This is a genomic window from Streptomyces griseoruber (assembly GCF_001514205.1).
Classification (GTDB): Bacteria; Actinomycetota; Actinomycetes; order Streptomycetales; family Streptomycetaceae; genus Streptomyces; species Streptomyces griseoruber.
Map to the genome: position 1 here is coordinate 331,903 of NZ_KQ948768.1, position 15,206 is coordinate 347,108.

Annotated in this window: 15 protein-coding genes and 4 pseudogenes; 10 read left to right on the top strand and 9 right to left on the bottom strand. The window is 72.1% G+C overall.

Annotated features, from left to right (window positions below; translation table 11 throughout):
- The 5 genes and pseudogenes from AQJ64_RS18420 to AQJ64_RS18440 all read right to left on the bottom strand — a co-directional run.
- A pseudogene (locus tag AQJ64_RS18420) lies at window positions 1–163 on the bottom strand (IS481 family transposase); the annotation flags it as partial.
- A gap of 291 nt (window positions 164–454) precedes the next feature.
- On the bottom strand, window positions 455–1,516 hold the full coding sequence (locus AQJ64_RS18425; RefSeq protein ID WP_055632956.1) for an NAD(+)/NADH kinase: 1,062 nt from the start codon (window positions 1,514–1,516) through the stop codon (window positions 455–457).
- A gap of 23 nt (window positions 1,517–1,539) precedes the next feature.
- Window positions 1,540–1,791: a nuclear transport factor 2 family protein gene (locus AQJ64_RS18430; RefSeq protein ID WP_240512548.1), complete on the bottom strand. Its 252-nt coding sequence runs from the start codon at window positions 1,789–1,791 to the stop codon at window positions 1,540–1,542.
- Between the two features lie 180 nt (window positions 1,792–1,971).
- Window positions 1,972–2,633 (bottom strand): annotated as a pseudogene (locus AQJ64_RS18435) (aldo/keto reductase).
- A gap of 137 nt (window positions 2,634–2,770) precedes the next feature.
- Window positions 2,771–4,921 carry a SpoIIE family protein phosphatase gene (locus tag AQJ64_RS18440; protein WP_059202769.1) on the bottom strand — a complete coding sequence of 717 codons (2,151 nt, stop codon included), beginning with the start codon at window positions 4,919–4,921 and terminating at the stop codon, window positions 2,771–2,773.
- A gap of 348 nt (window positions 4,922–5,269) precedes the next feature.
- Here AQJ64_RS18440 and AQJ64_RS18445 point away from each other — a divergent pair, with 348 nt between their 5' ends.
- A complete protein-coding gene (locus AQJ64_RS18445) occupies window positions 5,270–5,728 on the top strand; it encodes an SRPBCC family protein (protein ID WP_059202770.1) in 459 nt (152 codons plus the stop codon).
- Between the two features lie 315 nt (window positions 5,729–6,043).
- Here the strand turns inward: AQJ64_RS18445 and AQJ64_RS18450 are convergent, their stop codons facing one another.
- From AQJ64_RS18450 to AQJ64_RS52365, 3 genes are all read right to left on the bottom strand, one after another.
- Window positions 6,044–7,312, bottom strand: coding sequence for an amino acid deaminase/aldolase (locus AQJ64_RS18450; RefSeq protein WP_079061756.1), 1,269 nt, complete (start codon window positions 7,310–7,312; stop codon window positions 6,044–6,046).
- Complete coding sequence (locus AQJ64_RS18455; RefSeq protein ID WP_055638001.1) at window positions 7,312–8,163, bottom strand: SDR family NAD(P)-dependent oxidoreductase; 852 nt, start codon at window positions 8,161–8,163, stop codon at window positions 7,312–7,314. The genes AQJ64_RS18450 and AQJ64_RS18455 overlap by 1 nt, the downstream gene beginning before the upstream one ends.
- A gap of 98 nt (window positions 8,164–8,261) precedes the next feature.
- On the bottom strand, window positions 8,262–8,732 hold the full coding sequence (locus AQJ64_RS52365) for an SMP-30/gluconolactonase/LRE family protein (RefSeq protein WP_420876579.1): 471 nt from the start codon (window positions 8,730–8,732) through the stop codon (window positions 8,262–8,264).
- Here AQJ64_RS52365 and AQJ64_RS52370 point away from each other — a divergent pair.
- The 9 genes and pseudogenes from AQJ64_RS52370 to AQJ64_RS18500 all read left to right on the top strand — a co-directional run.
- Window positions 8,669–8,860 (top strand): annotated as a pseudogene (locus tag AQJ64_RS52370) (Tn3 family transposase); the annotation flags it as partial. The gene AQJ64_RS52365 and the pseudogene AQJ64_RS52370 sit on opposite strands and share 64 nt — an antisense overlap.
- A 71-nt stretch (window positions 8,861–8,931) precedes the next feature.
- Window positions 8,932–9,445: pseudogene (locus tag AQJ64_RS52375) on the top strand (Tn3 family transposase).
- Window positions 9,420–9,875 carry a Tn3 family transposase gene (locus AQJ64_RS51745; protein WP_276206727.1) on the top strand — a complete coding sequence of 152 codons (456 nt, stop codon included), beginning with the start codon at window positions 9,420–9,422 and terminating at the stop codon, window positions 9,873–9,875. The pseudogene AQJ64_RS52375 and the gene AQJ64_RS51745 overlap by 26 nt, the downstream one beginning before the upstream one ends.
- A 98-nt stretch (window positions 9,876–9,973) precedes the next feature.
- Window positions 9,974–10,747: a hypothetical protein gene (locus tag AQJ64_RS18475; protein WP_240512919.1), complete on the top strand. Its 774-nt coding sequence runs from the start codon at window positions 9,974–9,976 to the stop codon at window positions 10,745–10,747.
- The gene (locus AQJ64_RS18480) at window positions 10,734–11,342 is read left to right on the top strand and encodes a Fic family protein (protein ID WP_240512920.1); all 609 of its coding nucleotides are present in this window, start codon (window positions 10,734–10,736) and stop codon (window positions 11,340–11,342) included. Before AQJ64_RS18475 ends, AQJ64_RS18480 begins: the two co-directional genes overlap by 14 nt.
- A gap of 47 nt (window positions 11,343–11,389) precedes the next feature.
- Window positions 11,390–12,121, top strand: a complete 732-nt coding sequence (locus AQJ64_RS18485; protein WP_240512921.1) for a recombinase family protein — start codon at window positions 11,390–11,392, stop codon at window positions 12,119–12,121.
- A 64-nt stretch (window positions 12,122–12,185) separates the two neighbouring features.
- Window positions 12,186–12,644: a class II aldolase/adducin family protein gene (locus AQJ64_RS18490; RefSeq protein ID WP_079061758.1), complete on the top strand. Its 459-nt coding sequence runs from the start codon at window positions 12,186–12,188 to the stop codon at window positions 12,642–12,644.
- Between the two features lie 159 nt (window positions 12,645–12,803).
- Complete coding sequence (locus AQJ64_RS18495; RefSeq protein WP_055638004.1) at window positions 12,804–13,574, top strand: SDR family NAD(P)-dependent oxidoreductase; 771 nt, start codon at window positions 12,804–12,806, stop codon at window positions 13,572–13,574.
- Between the two features lie 128 nt (window positions 13,575–13,702).
- Window positions 13,703–13,921: a hypothetical protein gene (locus AQJ64_RS18500; RefSeq protein WP_059202771.1), complete on the top strand. Its 219-nt coding sequence runs from the start codon at window positions 13,703–13,705 to the stop codon at window positions 13,919–13,921.
- Window positions 13,922–14,037: 116 nt separating this feature from the next.
- On the opposite strand, the gene AQJ64_RS18505 is transcribed toward AQJ64_RS18500, so the two are convergent.
- Window positions 14,038–15,195, bottom strand: coding sequence for an alpha-hydroxy-acid oxidizing protein (locus tag AQJ64_RS18505; RefSeq protein WP_059202772.1), 1,158 nt, complete (start codon window positions 15,193–15,195; stop codon window positions 14,038–14,040).
- Window positions 15,196–15,206 lie beyond the last annotated feature (11 nt).

The window sequence follows — 15,206 nt, forward strand, 5'->3', positions numbered from 1 at the left end:
GGTGGGCCGCGGTGCGTTCGGTGTTGCTGGTGCAGGGCCGCAGGTAGGCCCATGCGTCGAGGAGGGTGCGGTGGAAGCCTGCGACCTTGCCGTCGCTCTGTGGCCGGTGGGCGCGGGTGAGTTCGCCGGCCGCACCGAGGTCGGCCAGCGCCCCTCGCCAGGCGGTCCCGGCGGTGACCTCCCTGCTCCTCGACCGCGTGCCGGCCGAGCGCGCGGGCACCGCCGACGGCGTCCTGAACACCGCACGCCAGGTCGGCGGTGCCTCGCCGTGACCGTGTTCGGCGCGCCCCGGTGGCCCAGCACGCGGCCTTCTTCCCCGGCCTGCGCACCAGCCTCCTGACCGCCGCCGCCCTGGTCCTCCTCACCACCGCGGCCAGCCCGCTGCTCAGGCCCGCCCGGCAGCAGTGACACCGGACGAACGACGGCAAGGAACCCGGCGCCGGCCCCCGGCCGGTCAGGAGCCGTCCGGGGCAGTCAGCAGGGCCAGATGGGCGAGGTCCCCGGGTGGCGGCGTGGTGACCGACCACAGGGGTGCGGGGGAACCGTCGGCGACCGCCGCCGGGGCGTCGGTCAGGTTCATCCGCTCGCGCAGCCGGCCGTAGAAGTCCATCGGGCCCAGGCGGACCGCACGCAGACGGCGCGGGGCCGCGTACACACCGATCCAGTCCCCCGGGTCGAGCACGCCCCGCAGCTGACCGTCGACACTGACCGCGGCCGGCCCCGAACGCTCCAGCAGACGCAGCCCGACGGGCTCGTCGGGCGCCGTGACGACCGAGCGGTCGAAGGCCATGTGAGGGGCGACCGGCGTGAACACGAGGGCCTCCGCGCGGGGCGAGACCACCGGCCCGCCCGCGGCGAAGCTGTAGGCCGTCGACCCGGTCGGCGTGGCCACCAGCAGCGCGTCGGCCGAGTAGGAGGCCAGCAGCCGGCCGGAGACGTAGACCCCCACCGACACCTGCCGGTCCCTCACCAGCTTCTCCACCACGACGTCGTTGAGCGCGGTGACATCCAGCGGAATGCCCCAGTCCGGGTCGACCTCGCAGTCGGGCCGCACCTGCGGAGGCGGCAGCAGCGGCCCCCGGCCGTACGCGATGAGGGATTCCATGCCCGCCGGCACCTCCAGCCGGCGCGAGGCGCGCAGGGCGAGCAGCATGCGGCTGTCGACCTCGAACCGGTCCTCCCGCACCGCGTCCAGTGCCGAGCGCACCGCGGAGGCCGACACCTCCGTCAGAAAGCCCACCCGGCCCAGATCGACCCCCAGGACCAGGGAGCCGTTCTCGGCGGCCAGCCGCGCGCCGCGCAGAAAGGTGCCGTCACCGCCCAGCGTCACCACGAGATCCGGGTCGCCCCCTGCCTCGACCTCCTCGCGGGCGCTGCGCCGTCCGCCGTCGTGCCACACGTCGATGTCCGCACACCCCACGGCGTGTTCCGCGCACCATGTGCGGACGAGGCCGGCCGCCGCCACGGCCTCCGGGCGTCCACCGTGCACGACCAGACCCAGCCGGTCCACTGTCACATCCGCCTCCGGACGATCTCGGGTCACCAGGTGGTGGCCTCGGTGCGCAGCACGACCCAGGTCTCGCCCCTGCGGACGCAGTCGGTGGCCAGTCGCAGCCGCCGGTCCCACCGGGTGCCGTACACGGTCGCGTCCGTGACGGTCCGGACGACCAGGCGGGCCGTGTCGCCGTCGACGTCGAGGGTCGTGCTCTTCTCCTCGATGGTGTGGTAGACGAACCGGCCTTGTCTCATCTCTGCCAGCCATTCGGCCTTCGGCTGCACGTATCCGGTCATGTGGGTGAGGGTGAAGCCGCCGCCGAGCAGGTCGCCGAGGACCGGGAATGTCGGCCTCGTGCATGGCGGTCAGGTAGGCGCGGTGCGCGTCGACGATCCCGTCGCGGGCGGACGGGCCGGCTGTTGGCCGCACGGGTGGCTCCGGCTCCGGAGGGGGGTTCCGCTTCGTTCGCGGGCCGGTCACCGGCCGAGCAGGCGCATGCCCGCCTCGTCGTGGTGGTCACCGGCGGCCGCCGGCAGGTTGTCGAGCTTCTCGATCTGCCCGGCGGTCAGGACGACGCGGTCGGCGGCGGTGTTCTCCTCGACCCGCTCCACGCGCTTGGTGCCGGGAATGGGGGCGATGTCGTCGCCCTGGGCGAGCAGCCAGGCCAGGGCCACCTGCGCGGGTGTCCCGCCGACCTCGTCCGCGACGGCCCTGACCTCGTCCGCCAGACGCAGGTTTCGCTGGAGGTTCTCGCCGGTTCCCTCGGCGACCAGTTCCGCCATGGTTCCCACGGTGTCCTCGATCGGGTGTCCGGGTCGACGCGGTGCTGGTAGCAGAGGTCGATGCGGTCCGTGCCGAGGCGCTTGAGGGAGCCTTCGACGGCGATGCGGATGTTCGCCGGGCTGCTGTCGATGCCGCCTTCGCGACCCGTGTGGGACATGAAGCCGAACTTCGTGGCGAGTACGACGCCTTCGCGGCGGCCCTTCGGCGCGCGGCCGACGAGTTCCTCGTTGACGTAAGGCCCGTAGACCTCGGCGGTGTCGAGCAGGGTGACACCGAGGTCGAGTGCCCGGTGGATCGTACGGATCGACTCCGCGTCATCGGTGCCCGCCCCGGTGTAGGCGTGGGACATCGACATCGCGCCCAGACCGATTCTGCGGGCCCGCCGAGCCCGGGTCACCCCGGCCGACGTGGGCCTCCCGGAAGGGCCGTCCGGAAGACGGAGCTGACAAGCCGTCCTGCCTCACTGCCGGTCCCGCACCGCAGGGTGCGCGTTCACCGGGCGGACCCTGTGCCAGGGCGACCTCCGCCGGGCATCTCCATCTCCTGCAGTACGAGCAGCGCGATGTCGTCGAGGCGCTGCCCGGTGGTGCCGGACGTGCTCAGCACGGTGTCGATGAGCAGATGCAGGTCCCGGTCGTCGGCTTCGCCGAGATGGTGGGCGAGGCGGGTGATGGAGTCGTCGAGGTCGACGCCCGGTGCTTCGACGAGTCCGTCGGTGTAGAGGGCCAGCAGCATCCCCTCGGTGAGCGGAATCTCGGTCACCGGGAAGGCCGCGTCCGGGTCGATGCCGAGGAGCGGTCCGGGCGGGACGTCCAGGGGCCGGGTCGCGCCGTCGGGGAGGCGCAGGATCGGCGGCGGGTGGCCGGCGCTGGCGAGGGTGACGCGTCGGCGGGCGAGGTCGAGGTGTGTGTAGAGGCAGCTGGTGAACAGGTCGGGGTCGAGATCGGTGAGGAGCCGGTTCGTACGCCGGAGGACCTGGTCGGGGGGTGCGCCGAGGGTCGCGTGGGCGTGAACGCCGGTGCGTACCTGGCCCATCAGGGCGGCGGCGGCGACATTGTGCCCCTGGACGTCACCGATGACGGCGGCTGCCGCGGTGTCGCCGAGTCGGATCAGGTCGTAGAAGTCCCCGCCGATGTCCATGCCGCGGGTGGCGGGGAGGTAGCGGGCGGCTACCCGTAGGCCGTCGATCGTGGGGAGGCGGTGCGGGAGCAGTGCCTGCTGGAGGCCGTGGGCGAGTTCGTGTTTGGTGTCGTAGAGGCGGGCGCGGTCGACGGCCTGGGCGATGAGCCCGGCGAGGGAGGTCAGGACGGCGCGTTCCTCGGCGCCGAACGTGTGGGGGGCGTCGTACGACAGGACACAGATGCCGACCGGGCGGCCGGAGATGATCAGCGGGAGGAACGCCCAGGCCTGCTTGCCGCTGACCGGCGGGGCCTCGGGATAGTCGCGCCGCATCTCCTCGACGTCGGCGAAGAACGCGGGGATGCCGGTGGCGAGGGTCTGCCCGGCCGGGGTGAAGGCGGTGTCGAGCGGGAGGCCGTCCAGGCGTGCGATGGTGTCCGAGGCGTAGCCGCGGTGGCCGGTGATCCGCAGCCGGCCGGCGTCGGCGGTGGACAGGACGAGGCCCCGGGCGCCGAAGGCGGGCATGATCTGGTCGGCGACCAGGTCGACGACGTCCTGGACGCCGACGACCTCGGTCAGCGCGGCGGCGAGGTGCGTGAGCTGGTACAGCTGGCCGGCGCGGGTCGACTCGGCGGCGGTGACGGTCCGGCCGGCCGCCGGTGAGGACGGCTCGTACGCACTGCTGGGAAGGATGCGGGCGCTGATGCCGCTGTCGTCCGGGTAGAGATGGAAGTCGAGCCACTGGTCCGGCGGGCGGCAGGCGGTGAACGAGACGGGCTCGCGGCTGATCACCGCGGCACGGTAGCGGTCCTCGTAGAGGGGAGCGTCGAGCCAGCGCAGGGACTGCCATGGCAGCGTGCCCAGCAGGTGGGCCGCCTCGCGGCCCAGGAGGTCGACGGCACCGGCACTGACGTAGGTGAAACGCCCCTCCAGGTCCAGCGCGCAGCTGCCGCCGGGCAGCCGCTCGACGAAGTCGGCGACGGCCGACGCCGTGGGAGCGGGCCGGCGGCCGGTTCCGACGGGAACGGCACGCGGCCGCTCGGGGTGGGCGGGCCCGGGCTGATCGGCGGCCTCCTCCAGCAGCCGGGCCAGACGGCCGCAACTGGACCTGATGTTGCCCCGCTCGCGTGGCGTCATGTGGGAGGGGCGCGTGGCCGGCCACATCAGCAGCAGCGTCCCCCACCGCCGGACGCCGGTGACCGGCGCCGCCGCCAGCGCCAGCGGATAGGGAAGGACCATCGCGGTGCGCGGATAGGAGCGGGCCATCTCCTCCTGGCTGCCGATCCACACCAGCCGGTTCTCACGCACGGCGTCGGCCACGGGTGCCGGGGAAGCGAGCGGGACTCGCGCCCAGGGGGCGGCGAACTCCACCGGGACCCCGCACACCGCGACCAGGCTCAGCAGCCGCTCGTCCGGTGCGAGCAGGTACAGAGCGCCGATGGACGCGCCGGTCCGGCGCACCGTCTCCGCGAACGCGGCATCCAGTACATCGGTGTCCGTCCCCGGATCAGCCCTACCGGTCATGCCCTCTGCTCCTCTCGGGGCCCGGGCTCCGGCGCCGTGAGCGGCGCGCGCCTCGGGCGGTCAGGAGGCGGCTGTGGCGAGAGCCCCGATGAGCTGGTCGCGGGGTTCCTCCTGGACCGGCCGGAGATGTCCAGCCTAGCCGCCTGCGCTTACGGCTCGCCCTGGCTCAGCTCCTCGAACTGCTCCTTCGAGCCCGTGACGGCCTGCCCGCTCCCCGGTCACGGGATCCCGCGTACACCGCGCGGTGCGGCCGCAGGTCCCGTAGGGTCGCAGTGCCGCCGCGGCAGGACCGGCGGTGCGGTGTGACCCAGCGTTCCTTCGCACGTGTCCGAGCGACGAGGAGTGCCCATGTCAGGACGGTTCGAAGCGACGGTCGAGGTCGACCGGCCCGTCGCGGAGGTGTTCGCCTACCTGGCCGACGGCCGCAACGACCCCCAGTTCAGCCCCCGGGTGCTCAGGATCGAGCGGATCCCGGACGCCCCGACCTCCGTGGGCACGATCTTCCGGAGCACCGTCAAGGACGCCGGGATGAAGACCGCACGCGAGTTCCGCATCACCGCGCTCGAAGCCCCCGTGCGACTCCGTTGGGCCGAAGTCTCGAAGAACACCGTGACCGCGCGCGAAGGCGGCTACGACCTGGAGTCATTGCCCGAGGGCCGGACGCGGGTCCGGATCCACAACGTCCTGGAGGGCCACGGGCTGGGCAAGCTCCTCGTCGGCCTGGCGCTCGCCGCGGCTCGCAAGGACGCCGACGCGTTCGGCCACCGGATCAAGGCCGCGGCCGAGGCGGCGATCGCTCCGCTCTGACGTCCCTCCAGGGCGGCCCCGCCTGCGTGGTCATCCACGTGGCGGGCGCCGGCATTCCGATACGTCGATCAGGCCGATCGCCTGGGGAATGATCACGGCCGCCGCGGCTCCCTGCACCACGCGGAACACGATCGGCAGCCCGGCCGCGAACGCCAGCGCGCCCGCGACGGGACACCGGCTGGGTGGGTCCGTGCGCGACGACACCCACGCGGGCTTCGGCCAGGGCGGGTGCGGGTGCTGTGAACTCGGCGGGCATCGGGCCTCCGGGAGGTGGGTTCGGCCGGAAGGGCGAGTAAGGGATGGCACGGTCGGGATTCAGAGGAACGCGTGTCCCTCGCCTCGGTAGGTGGGTGCCTGGCCGACGGTCTCGGAGCCGGACACCAGGTGGAGGGTGTTGACGCGTTCGCACAACTCGCCGGCCTTGGCGTGGCGCAGCCACACACGGTCGCCGAGCCGCAGGCCGTGCGCGGCCTCGCCCCGTACGGGGGTCTGGACCTCTCCGGCACCTTCGAGCGAGGTCAGCTTCAGCCCCTCGGGCCGGCTGAGGGTCGGCAGCCGGTCGGCGCCCACCGGCCCGGAGGCGACCCAGCCACCGCCGAGGAGCGTCGCGATCCTCGCCGTGGGGCGGCGTACGACGGGCATGACGAAGAAGGCGGCGGGGCGGGGCCGGAAACGGCGGTAGTGGTCGAACAGCCCGGGTCCGTAGAGCCCCGATCCCGCCCCGACCTCGGTGATGACATGCTCGGCGGCGGTCTGCTCGACGGAGCCGGTGCCGCCGCCGTTGACGAACTCCAGTGGTGCGACGGCCTCGACGGCGGCGACGGCGGCGGCCCGGCGTTCGGCGAGTTCCCGGGCCGACAGGCGCTGCATGGCCCGCCGCAGGACGCCCTGGACCGGAGCGCCGAGCGGGTTGTCCCCGAGGCCGGCGATCTGGCCCTCGTACGACATCACGCCCACCAGCCGGAAGCCGGGCCGCTCGGCGACGGTGCGGGCCAGGTCCGCGGCCTGCCACGGGGTGTGTACGGGGGAGCGGTAGGGGCCCAGGTGGATGCGGCCGCCGAAGAATTCGAGGGCGGCATCCAGGTCGATGCAGACCCGGATGTCGGGGCGCTTCGGGCCTGCGGCCTCGTCCACGAGGTCCAGATGGCCGACCGAGTCGATCATCAGGGTGACGCGCTCGGCAGCACGGTCGTCCGCGGCGAGCCGCCGCAGCGCTTCCCGGTCGGTGGTCGGGTAGCCGATGACCACGTCGTCGTGCTCCTCGGCCAGCCACAGGGCCTCGGGCAGGGTGAAGGCGAGGATGCCCTGGTAGCGCGGTCGTGCGACCGCGCGCCGGATGAGGTCACGGCTGCGCACGGACTTGCTGGCGAGGCGGACGGTGGCCTGGCCGTGCGTACGGCGGGCCAGGTCGGCGGCGTTGCGGTCGAAGGCGTCCAGGTCGACGACGGCGAAGGGGGGTTCCAGGTGCTCGGTGGCCTGGGCGAGCCGGGTCATCCGGTCCTCGCTCGGCCCGCTGATGGCGCCCCCCACCCGGTCGGGCACGGATGCCGCGGACGTACTCGTACGGTCTTCCTCGATTGTCATCACGAGCCTCCGGACGGGTCCGACAGCCGGGTGGGGCCGGTGCGCAGGAGGCGGTCGCGTTCGCGCCGCCCCTTGGCCTCGATGGTGGGCACGAGCAGGCGGATGAGCTGCGGTACCGCACCGGCGATCTGCTGGACGCGGCCGGCGAGGGCCGGGAAGACCACTTCGGTCGGCTTGGTGCGGAACGTCTCGACGACGGCCCTGGCGACCTCGGCGGGTGTCACCGGCTTCTCGGCGAACGCGGTGATCGCGGTCGGGTCGTTGAGCTCCTGGTCGAGCATCCCGGTGCGGGTGGATGCCGGGTGGATGATCGTGAAGTCCAGCGGGCCGTGCCGCTCCTCCAGCGCGACGGCATGGTGGAAGGCCCGCAGCCCGTGCTTGGTGCCGCCGTAGGGGGCGTATCCCGGCAGTGGCAGGAAGGAGCTCATGCTGCAGATCGTGACGATGTGGCCGCTGCCCCGCTCGGTCATCCTCGGGATGGCCGTGCAGACGCCGGTCATGGTGCCGAGCAGGTTGACCTCGACCATGGCACGGTGCTGTGCCAGGCTCAGGTCGCGGGTGTTGCCGGTGGTGATGACGCCGGCGTTGTTGACCAGGATGTCGACGGGGCCGAATTCGGCCTCGGCCGCGTCGAACGCCTTGGTCCAGCCCTCCGAGTCACGGATGTCGAGGCGGAAGGCCGCGGCCCGCCCGCCGAGACGGGTGGCGGTGGCCTGCGCGGCCGCCTCGTCGATGTCGGTCAGCAGCACACGGTGGCCGGCGCCGACCGCGGCCGCGGCGATCGCGGCTCCGATACCGGCCGCCGCGCCGGTCACGAGGACGACGCGGTCGTGCTGGGGTGGCTTGCTCATGGCCTCAGACTTTCTCTTGGTCAGTAGTCCAAGTCAATCGTTCAGGAATGGCCGAGACGCGACCTTTACCTTCCGGCGCACAGCCGGGACGCGGTGCCTCACAGCCGGAACACCTCGATGTGCCCGTCACTGAGCGCGGCAGCGCGCACGGGGTCGTCGGTCGGGACGGTCGCCGCCAACAGGGTGCGGCCGTCGTCGCCGGCCACCAGGCAGCTCAGCGTGTGCTGGCTGGTGGCGACGCGGTCGAGGACCCGCCCGCCCTCCTCGACCCGGACACACTCACCGCGCAGCGCGTTGGCGACCCAGACGGTCCGGCCGTCCTCGTCCCAGGCGAGACCGTCCGGGGCGATCGGCGAGGCGGGAGCGCCTGGCCAGCTCGGGGTGGTCCAGCGCGGCGGAGATCTTCCGGGTGACCCGGCCGAGGAGCGCCCGTCGTTGACCAGCCGCCACAGCAGAGGCGAGACCAGTGAGCCCCAGGGGCGCGGTGCGTCGAGCGGCCAACAGCATGCTGCCGAAGGTCGACTTCCCCGAGTTGCTCCTGGAGGTCGCCGAGCCGACCGACATGACAACCGCGTTCACCCATATCTCCGGTGCCGACCCGCACATGGACGACTTCGAGGTCAGCGTCTGCGCGCTGCTGCTCGCGGAGGCCTGCAACGTCGGCCTGACCCCGGTCGCCAAGCCGAACGTGCCGGCACTCACCCGCGCCGCCCGGTCCAGGTCGACCAGGGACACCTGCGGGCCGAAACCATCGGCGCCGCCAACGGGATGCTCATCGGCGCCCAGGCCAAGGTCGACATCGTCCGGGCCTGGGGCGGCGGCCTGGTCGCCTCCGCGGACGGGGTGCGGTTCCGTTCCGGTCCAGACGATCCACGCAGGTTACAGCCCCCGGTACTTCGGGCTACGCAAGAACGGCGCCACCTGGCTGAACGTGGTCAACGACCAGGTCATGGGCCTGGGCGGAGTGGTGGTACCCGGCACGCTGGGCGACTCTCTGTTCATCCTGGACGCGCTGCTGGGCCGCGACGGCGGACCGAAGCCGGAGACCGTGGTCACCGACACCGCGAGCTACAGCGACATCGTGTTCGGGCTGTTCGCGATCTGCGGCTACCAGTTCTCCCCGCGGATCGCGGACATCTCCGACGCCCGACTGTGGCGCACCCACGCCAGCGCGGACTACGGGCCGCTGCAGGAGGTCTCCCGGCACACGGTGCCCTTGGGACCGCATCCGGGCGCACTGGGGCGACACGCTGCGGGTGGCCGGCTCCCTGACCCTTGGTGAGGTCCGCGGCCACGACCTGATCCGCATGCTGTCCCGGGACGGTCGCCCGACCGGCCTGGGCGACGCCTTCGCCCACTACGGCCGGATCTTCAAGACCCTGCACCTGCTGCAGTTCATCTCCGACGACGGCTACCGCCGCATGATCGGCAAGCAGCTGAACATCACCGAGGCTCGCCACCGCCTGGCGCGGCGGATCCTCTTCGGCCGGCGCGGCGAGCTGCGGCAGAAACACAGCCTCTACCTGGACCGGGCGGCCAAGTATCTGGCCGCCGACGGCTTCCCCGTCACCGACGACCTCCTCGCCCGCCTCTCACCACTGCAGTTCGACCGCATCAACTTCCTCGGCCGGTACGCGTTCTTCCGCCCGGCCGAGGCCGGGCTCCGGCCGCTGCGCGAACCATCGGTCGGTGACGATGAGAGCGGGCTATAGGTTCTGCGCAGATGGCCGTACGGGGTGGGGTCCGAAAACCATTCGCGATGGCAGGGGCTTCGAGCCGAGACTGGTAGGTCGATCACATTCAACAGGAAGTGTGGCCAGCCCTGACGTACAACCGTGACACCCTGCTCTTCCCCGACAACCGCGTGCCTCACGTCACCTACGAGGACATTCGGAACTGGGACGAACTCGACCCGGCTCGTCACCCGTTCGCCTGGGATGAGACCGAAGACGCTCGTCTCCGCTCGCTGGTCCGCGCGTGGGTGCCGCCCGTGCTCTCCGGCATGGCCGGCTGGTGGCAGGGCGAACGTTGGTGTGAGAGCCAGGTAGACGCGGTCCTTCGGGAGCGATACGGCACCTGGGCCTGGGGATGGAGCTGGTCCTATCGCGACGGCGGGCCCATCGGCAACTGGGTCAGCGGGCCGAGCTCGGTGACGACCCCCGACGAGACCGCAGCACGCGTCGTAGCCGCGCTGCGGGAGTGGCGGGAGTGGCTGGAGCGGACGGCCCAGCGCTTCGCCGAGCTGGCGCCGCCGCCGGACGCCTCACCCGAGGATCGCAGCTGGCACCTGGAACGGGCCTGCGTCCGGCTCGTGACCCACGCGCTGGACTCGGGCGCGGACAACGCCTGGCGCGGCCAGACCTCGATCGTCCTGAGCTGGTTCCTCACCAGCACTGGCATGGACCGGGCCGAAGCCGCGCAAGCAGTGGAGAACGCGATCGGTGGCCGGTTCAAAAGCTGGGTCCCGGAGCGGACACTGATCGAATCCGTCGGCGATGACCTCGCCGTCGGCCTCACCGGCCACGCCCCGTACCAGGACCATCGTGAGAGGGCGGCGCTGGAGGAACTCCATGACCGCTACTGACAGCCTTTCAGTCTGGCTGCGCGTGCGCCGCGAGGTCGACTGGCAATGTGCACCGGCCCTACAGCGGGTCCCGCCCGACCGTGATGGGTTCCGGTCCTGGTGCGAGGGGCCGGTGCGTCGGCGCGACCCGGTTCGCGCCGAGCGTCTGCTCGCCGCATACGCCTTGGCCCGAGAAGATGCCGCACGCCGCGCCCCGCTGGACTTCGCCCTGCTGGCCGGTTGGCAGCGCGAAGTCCTTGCTGCAACAGGGGCACCGTTCCGCGTGAGCGACGCCTATGCGAAGGCTGGCCGCGAGCGCTACGGCCTGAGCCCGCGCACCCCAGCCGAGTTCGATTCCTGCCTGCGCGAGACGAACGACCCGGACATCCCGCTGGCGGCCCGCGCGGCCCGCGCCTACCTCGATGTGGCGTTCTTCCACCCCTTCACTGATGGCAATGCCCGCGCCGCGCTGTTGACCTTGGTCCATGTTCTGACCCGGGAGGACATCGTCCTTCCTGAGGTCGGTCCCCTCCAGACCACCCGCTACGCGGATGACCCGGCTGGCGCCGGCGACCTTGCCGCGCTCATCGGAGTGCTCAACCGCCGCCGACGATGAAGCGTTCGGGCGGGCGTACTGACAACTTCACCAGGCTTCAACAAACCATGGCGAGCTCAAGCGGTCAGCGCATCACCGCTGTTCAGGAGGTCAGCGTGGACCTCTGCCGGGGTGTGAGCACCCCCTTCGAGTCCGATGTGTTCGACCTCCTGGTCGCCGAACCCGCCCACCGGACCGAGATCCTCATCGGCTACGCCCGCCTCTCCACCGGCGGGCAGAAGCTCGACCGACGGATCGACGCCCTCACCGCGGCCGGATGCCGACGGATCTTCGCCGACAGGAAGTCCGGCAAGGATGACCTGCGCCCCGAGCTCAAGGCCTGCCACTCCTTCCTCGCCGCCGGCGACACCCTGGTGGTCCCCGCGCTGGACCGGTACGGCCGATCCCTCAAGGACCTGGTGAACATGGTCGGCGAACTCCGGCGCCGCGAGATCGGCTTCTGCTCGCTGCACGAGCGCCTGGACACCACCACCCCCGGCGGCCGGCTCGTCTTCCCCGTCTTCGCCGCCCTCGCCGAGTTCATCCGCGAGCTGATCGTCTCCGGCACCCGCGAGGGCCTGGACGCCGCACGCGCCCGCGGCCGCGTCGGCGGCCGACCCACCGTCGCCACTCCCGAAATCATCCGTGCCGCCCGCGACATGCTCCCCAACCCCGAGAACTCGATCACCTCGATCGCCAAGATCCTCGGCGTCAGCCCCGGCGCCCTCTACAACCACATCCCCGACCTACGGGAACTCCGCGCCTCCGGCCGCATCCCGGGGCAACTCACCACCGGCTGACCGCTCCCGCTACTGGCCGTTCCGATCCTCCCCGGAGGCCGTACGGCACGAGAGGAACGGCTCCATGCCCCCGACGACCACCACCACCGCCCCCGTCCCGCACGAGTCGGTCGGCCCCCTGCCCGAAGGCGTCACACTGCCGGTACCGCCGCAGAACCCGACGGTCGAGGAGGAGCGACTGATCCGCAAGCAGGAACTCGCCGCCGCCTTCCGGCTGTTCGCCCGCTTCGGCTTCTCGGAGGGAGTCGCGGGACACATCACCGGGCGCGACCCCGAACGCCCCGAGGCCTTCTGGGTCAACCCCTTCGGAATGTCCTTCGGGCAGATCCGCGTCCGCGACCTCGTCCTCGTCGACCACGACGGGACCCTGCTGGAGCGGAAGCGGCCGGTGAACAAGGCCGCGTTCTGCATCCCTTCGAGGTCCACCGGGCCCGCCCCGACCTCCGGTCCGCTGCCGGGCCGGTTCCGGTTCCGCCCGATGTGGGACCAGATCACACAGCAGGAACCGGATCTGCTCGACTGACGGACGGACCGGGAACGCCGGTCGGGCGGGCAGCGCGTCCGCACTCCTCACCGCGAGAGTCTCGAGGCGTACGTACTACCGTTCTGACCGGCACTTCCCCACCGGCCCCCTGCACCCTCCGTCCCGGACAGTGGCCGCACCTTCGAGAAACGGATCACCATGGCAAGGATCACCGACCGCACGATCCTCATCGTCGGCGCGTCCTCGGGCATCGGTGCGGAAGTGGCGCGCCAACTCGCCCCCGGCAAGAACCGGTTGGTCATCACGGCCCGGCGCGCCCCCGAACTGGCCCGGGTCGCGGAGCAGGTCCGGGCCGCAGGCAGCCACTGCCTGCCCCTCACCGCCGACGCCCTCGACCCGCGGGCGGCGGCCGACGTGGTGGCGGCCGCCGCGAGTGAGTTCGGGGCCGTCGACATCGCGCTGCTCAACGCCGGCGACGGACCGGACATGGCCATGGACGAGGTCTCCGTCGCCGATGTCTCACACATCATGGCGCTGAACTACGGGGTCGTCGTCAACCACCTCGTCCCGCTGACCGAGCAGATGCTCCGGCAGCAGAACGGCGGCCTGATCGCCCACACCAACTCCCTCGCGGGGCTCATGGGCCTCCCCCGCCAGGGCCCGTACTCGGCGGCGAAGGCCGCCGCCCGCACGCTGCTGGACGCCGCCCGCGTCGAACTGGAGCCCAGGGGAATCCGGTTCACCACCATCCATCCGGGCTTCGTGGCCACGGAACGCATCAGCGAGGACGGCCTGCCCAAGCCGTTCGAGATCAGCGAGGAGCGCGCCGCACGCCACGTCACACGCGCCCTGGAGAGGGAACCGGCTCACGCGTACTTCCCCTGGCCCACGGCGGCCCTGGTCCGCACCCTGCGCACGCTGCCGACGCCGCTCTCCTCCCTGATACTCCGGAAACTGGCCTATCGATAGAGGGAGTCCCCGGGTCGAGCAGCGGACCGACGCACTCGCCTCCTCCGGCATGGCCGCCGCCGGCCATGCCGCACTCTGGCCGGACGGGATGGCGGCGGTCGCCGACGGGCCAGACCCCGACCACGGCCATGACGCTCACCGACTCCGACCGCGGCCTGCCCATGGGCCGGGCGGGCTCCGACGCCGGGTCCTTCACCGCCGGTTGCACCACCACGGTCCCCGCGCGCGACGCCGTCCTGCTCACCGTCTCCGGCAGCGCGGCGTCGGGCTCCACGTACGAGGACACGAGCACCGCCACCACGCCCGCCTTTTCCGGCTCACCGCGACCGTCCAGGTGGGCCGTGTAGGTCCGGCTCCGACGACCAGCGCCCTTGCCGCGCAGCTCCTCCGGGCACGGGTAAGTGCTCGCGTGTGCCGCATCCCGCGGCTGAGGTCCCCTGGTCACGCACCGGCACACCGCCGCCTACAGGGCCTGAAGCGCCTCGGGAACCAGGTCGTCCACGCGTGGGTATCCGTCGACGGCCATGATCAGATCGGCCTCGGCGAGCAGGGCGCGCAGGACGTGGACGATGCCGTCCGTGCCGCCCAGCGCGCAGCCGTAGGCGTAGGGGCGGCCGATGCCGACCGCCGTCGCGCCCAGGGCGAGGGCCTTGACGATGTCCGCGCCGCTACGGACGCCGGAGTCGAAGAGGACCGGCAGCCCGTCGGCGGCCTCGACGACGGCGGGCAGGGCGTTCAGCGCGGGGAGGCCGCCATTGGCCTGCCGGCCGCCGTGGTTGGAGCAGTAGATCGCGTCCACTCCCCCGTCCCGGGCGCGGCGGGCGTCCTCGGGATGGCAGATGCCCTTCACGATCAGCGGCAGGTCGGTCAGTGAGCGCAGCCAGTCCAGGTCCTGCCAGGTGAGCGGGTTGCCGAAGACCTGGGTCCAGCGCAGGACCGCGGACGGGGGGTCCTCCTCGGGCGGGCGGGGCAGCGCGGCCCGGAAGACGGGGTCGGTGAAGTAGTTGGCGAGGCAGTGGCCGCGCAGCTGCGGGAAGTTGGCTGCCGAGAGGTCGCGCGGGCGCCAGCCGGTGATCCAGGTGTCGAGGGTGACGACGATGCCCCGGTAACCGGCGCTTTCGGCGCGGTGCACGAGGCTCTCGGCGAGTGCCCGGTCGGTGGGTGTGTAGAGCTGGAAGAAGCCGGGGACGTCCCCGAGTTCGTCCGCGACGGTTTCCAGCGGGTCGACGGACAGGGTCGAGGCGACCATCGGCACCCCGGTGCGCGCGGCTGCCCTGGCCGTGGCCAGGTCGCCGTGCCCGTCCTGGGCACACAGCCCGATCACGCCGACCGGGGCGAGGAACACCGGGGACGGCAGGGTCATGCCGAACAGCTCCACGGTCAGATCGCGCTGCGCGGCCCCGACGAACATGCGGGGGATCAGCCCCCAGCGGGCGAAGGCGGCCACGTTGGCTCGCTGGGTGTGCTCGTCCCCCGCGCCACCGGCGACGTAGGACCACACCGACGGCGGCAGCGCTGCGCGTGCCTTCGCCTCCAGTCCGGCGAAGTCCATGGGGAACGAGGGCAGCACACCTCCCAGCCCGTTCAGGTAGATCTCGTTCTGGTAGTCGGCGAACGCCATGACTGACACCT

Coding starts and splice junctions, on each gene's coding strand:
- AQJ64_RS18430 (WP_240512548.1), bottom strand. CDS start 1,791: ATGACCGGATACGTGCAGCCGAAGGCCGAATGGCTGGCAGAGATGAGA.
- AQJ64_RS18440 (WP_059202769.1), bottom strand. CDS start 4,921: ATGACCGGTAGGGCTGATCCGGGGACGGACACCGATGTACTGGATGCC.
- AQJ64_RS18445 (WP_059202770.1), top strand. CDS start 5,270: ATGTCAGGACGGTTCGAAGCGACGGTCGAGGTCGACCGGCCCGTCGCG.
- AQJ64_RS18450 (WP_079061756.1), bottom strand. CDS start 7,312: ATGACAATCGAGGAAGACCGTACGAGTACGTCCGCGGCATCCGTGCCC.
- AQJ64_RS18455 (WP_055638001.1), bottom strand. CDS start 8,163: ATGAGCAAGCCACCCCAGCACGACCGCGTCGTCCTCGTGACCGGCGCG.
- AQJ64_RS18480 (WP_240512920.1), top strand. CDS start 10,734: ATGACCGCTACTGACAGCCTTTCAGTCTGGCTGCGCGTGCGCCGCGAG.
- AQJ64_RS18485 (WP_240512921.1), top strand. CDS start 11,390: ATGGCGAGCTCAAGCGGTCAGCGCATCACCGCTGTTCAGGAGGTCAGC.
- AQJ64_RS18490 (WP_079061758.1), top strand. CDS start 12,186: ATGCCCCCGACGACCACCACCACCGCCCCCGTCCCGCACGAGTCGGTC.
- AQJ64_RS18495 (WP_055638004.1), top strand. CDS start 12,804: ATGGCAAGGATCACCGACCGCACGATCCTCATCGTCGGCGCGTCCTCG.
- AQJ64_RS18500 (WP_059202771.1), top strand. CDS start 13,703: ATGACGCTCACCGACTCCGACCGCGGCCTGCCCATGGGCCGGGCGGGC.
- AQJ64_RS18505 (WP_059202772.1), bottom strand. CDS start 15,195: ATGGCGTTCGCCGACTACCAGAACGAGATCTACCTGAACGGGCTGGGA.